The 2843-nt window shown below is 73.2% G+C and carries 2 protein-coding genes and 1 pseudogene; all 3 read left to right on the top strand.

Annotated features, from left to right (window positions below):
- Window positions 1-33 precede the first annotated feature (33 nt).
- A pseudogene (locus AOK01_RS33415) lies at window positions 34-480 on the top strand (ABC transporter permease); the annotation flags it as partial.
- Complete coding sequence (mdlC, locus tag AOK01_RS33410) at window positions 477-2105, top strand: benzoylformate decarboxylase (RefSeq protein ID WP_055518326.1); 1629 nt, start codon at window positions 477-479, stop codon at window positions 2103-2105. The pseudogene AOK01_RS33415 and the gene mdlC, both read left to right, overlap by 4 nt.
- A gap of 9 nt (window positions 2106-2114) precedes the next feature.
- On the top strand, window positions 2115-2843 hold a 729-nt coding region (locus AOK01_RS33405), incomplete at its 3' end, for an ABC transporter ATP-binding protein (protein WP_055518324.1).

The following is a 2843-nucleotide window of genomic DNA, read 5'->3' as shown; positions in this document are numbered from 1 at the left end:
CGTCAGATGTGATTAAGAGACGTCCCACCCCCCGCCCTGGTCCCCGTCTTCGTCGTCGTCCTCGACTTCGGCACCCCGATGCAGCTCACGTCGATCGTCGTCAGCGCCGTCTGGCCGGTACTGATCAACACGGCGGAAGGCGTCCGCAACACCGACCCCCTCCGCCTCGAAGTGGCCGCCGTACTGCGCCTGACGGCGCCGGAACGGCTGTGGCTCGTCCTCCTGCCCTCGGCGCTGCCCCGTATCTTCGCGGGCCTGCGCCTGAGCCTTTCGCTCTCCCTCATCCTCATGGTCTTCTCGGAGTTGCTGCCCGGCACGGCCAACGGCATCGGCTTCACCCTCACCGACGCCCAGTCGCGCTCGGACCTGCTCACCGTGTGGGCCACGCTGGTGCTGCTCGGCGTACTGGGACACGTACTCAACACCGGCCTGCTGGCGGTCGAGAAGCGACTGCTGGGCGGAAGAAGGAGGCAGGCATGAAGCCGCAGACGGGACCGACCCGTGCGGCGGGAACCGTCCTGGACGCCGTCGTCCGGCTGTGCCGCGACACCGGCATGACCACCGTCTTCGGCAACCCCGGCTCCACGGAACTGCGGATGTTCCGCGACTGGCCCGACGACTTCACCTATGTGTTGGGACTACAGGAGTCCGTGGCCGTGGGCATGGCCGCAGGACACGCACTGGGCACCGGCCGGGCGGCTCTCGTCAGCCTTCACTCGGCGGGCGGCGTGGGCCACTCCCTGGGCGCCGTCTTCAACGCGTACCGCGACCGCGTCCCCCTCGTCGTGCTGGCCGGCCAGCAGTCCCGCTCGCTGACCCAGCTCAGGCCGTTCCTCGGAGCGGACGACCCGGTCACGTTCCCGCGCCCGTACGTGAAGTCGAGCCGCCAGCCGGACCGCGCGGCCGACGTCCCGGCCGTGCTCGCGGAGGCCCACCGCCTCGCCATGACGCACCCGCGCGGTCCCGTCTTCGTCTCCGTCCCCGAGGACGACTGGGACCAGCCGGCCGCGCCCGTCGAACCGCGCGTGGTGCACGGCACGTTCACCGCCGACGCGAGCGTCCTGGCCGCCCTCGCGCGGCGCCTCGACGCGTGCGAGCGGCCCGCGCTGGTCGTCGGGCCCGGAGTCGACGACGAACACGCGACCGCCGAGGTCCGCGCCCTCGCCGAACGCACCCGCGCCGCCGTCTGGATCAGCCCGCTGTCAGGACGCTCCGGCTTCCCGGAGTCGCACGCGCTCTTCCAGGGGTTCCTGCCGCCCGCGGCCGACCGGCTGGCGGCCCGCCTGGCGGCGTACGACGTGGTGGTGGCCCTGGGGGCGCCCCTGTTCACGTACCACTTCCACACGGAGGGCCCGCCGCTGTCCGACGGCACCGAGCTCTTCCACCTCGACTGCGATCCGGGACAGGCGGCATGGCTGCCGACGGGCACGAGCATCGTCACGACCCTGAAACCGGCCGTCGCGCAACTCGCCGCACTGGTCGGGCAGTCGGACCGCGAGCCACCGCCTCCCCGCCCGGCTCCACCGCCCGCCCGCGTTCCCGACGACGGCACGATCACGCCGGAGCTGGTGTTCGACCTCGTCCAGGAACGGCTGCCGCGCGACCGCGTCCTCGTCGAGGAGGCACCCAGCCACCGCGACACGCTCCACGCGCGCGTGCGCGTCGACGCGGCGGGCGGGTTCCTCACCACGGGCAGCGGGGCGCTCGGCTGGGGGCTGCCGCTCGCCGTCGGGCGCGCGCTGGCCGACCGGCGGCGGGTGGCGTGCCTGATCGGCGACGGCTCGACGCTGTACTCCGTACAGGCCCTGTGGACCGCCGCCCGGCACCGCGTGCCCGTCTCGTACGTCCTCCTCGACAACGGCGGATACGCGGCCGTCCGCGCCCTCGGCCACCGCATCGGCATCGTGCCCGTGCCCGGTACGGCCATCGGGGGCATCGACTTCGCACAGGTGGCGGAGGGCTTCGGCTGCCCGGCCGCGTACGTGGAGAAGGCCGCCGAACTCCCCGTCGCGCTCGACCGGGCCCTCGGCGGCCACGCCGACGACGGGCCCTTCCTGCTGCACGTCCGGGCGGTCGACAGCACGTTCGACGCCGGGGACAGGTGAGCGGCCCGCATGCTGCGCCTCGACTCGCTCGGCCAGTGGTACGGCGACCACCCCGTCCTGCACGACATCACCCTCACCGTGCCTGACGGCCAGCTCCTGTGTGTCGTCGGGCCGTCCGGCTGCGGCAAGTCGACGCTGCTGCGGACCGTCGCGGGACTGCTGCCCGTACGGGAGGGGACCGTCCGGGTCGACGGGGCACCGGTCACCGGTGTGCCGGACCGGCTGGCCGTCGTCTTCCAGGACTACGGGCGGTCCCTCTTCCCCTGGCTCTCGGTCCGCGAGAACGTCGCGCTTCCGTTGCGGCGGCGGGGACTCGGGCGCGCGCAGCGGCGGGCGGAGGCCGAGCGGATGCTGGCCCGGGTGGGTCTTCGCGACGCGGGGCGCCGGCATCCCTGGCAGCTCTCCGGCGGTATGCAGCAACGTGTCGCCATAGCCCGTGCCCTGGTGTGCCGCCCGTCCCTGCTGCTCATGGACGAGCCCTTCGGCTCCCTCGACGCCCAGACCCGCGAGGACCTGGAGGACCTCCTGCTGGAGGTCCACCGGACCGAGGGCACGACGATCGTGTTCGTCACCCACGACATCGACGAGAGCGTGTACGTGGGGGACCGGGTGGTCGTCCTCTCGGCCGGCCCCGGCTCACGCGTGATCCTCGACCTGCCGGTCGAGCTTCCCGGGGAGCGGGAGCAGATCGGGACGCGGGGGTTGGCGGAGTTCGTGGCGTTGCGGGCGGAGGTGGGG

This window comes from Streptomyces aurantiacus (assembly GCF_001418335.1).
In the GTDB taxonomy this organism is placed as follows: domain Bacteria; phylum Actinomycetota; class Actinomycetes; order Streptomycetales; family Streptomycetaceae; genus Streptomyces; species Streptomyces aurantiacus.
This window is presented reverse-complemented; position numbering and strand designations above follow the sequence as displayed.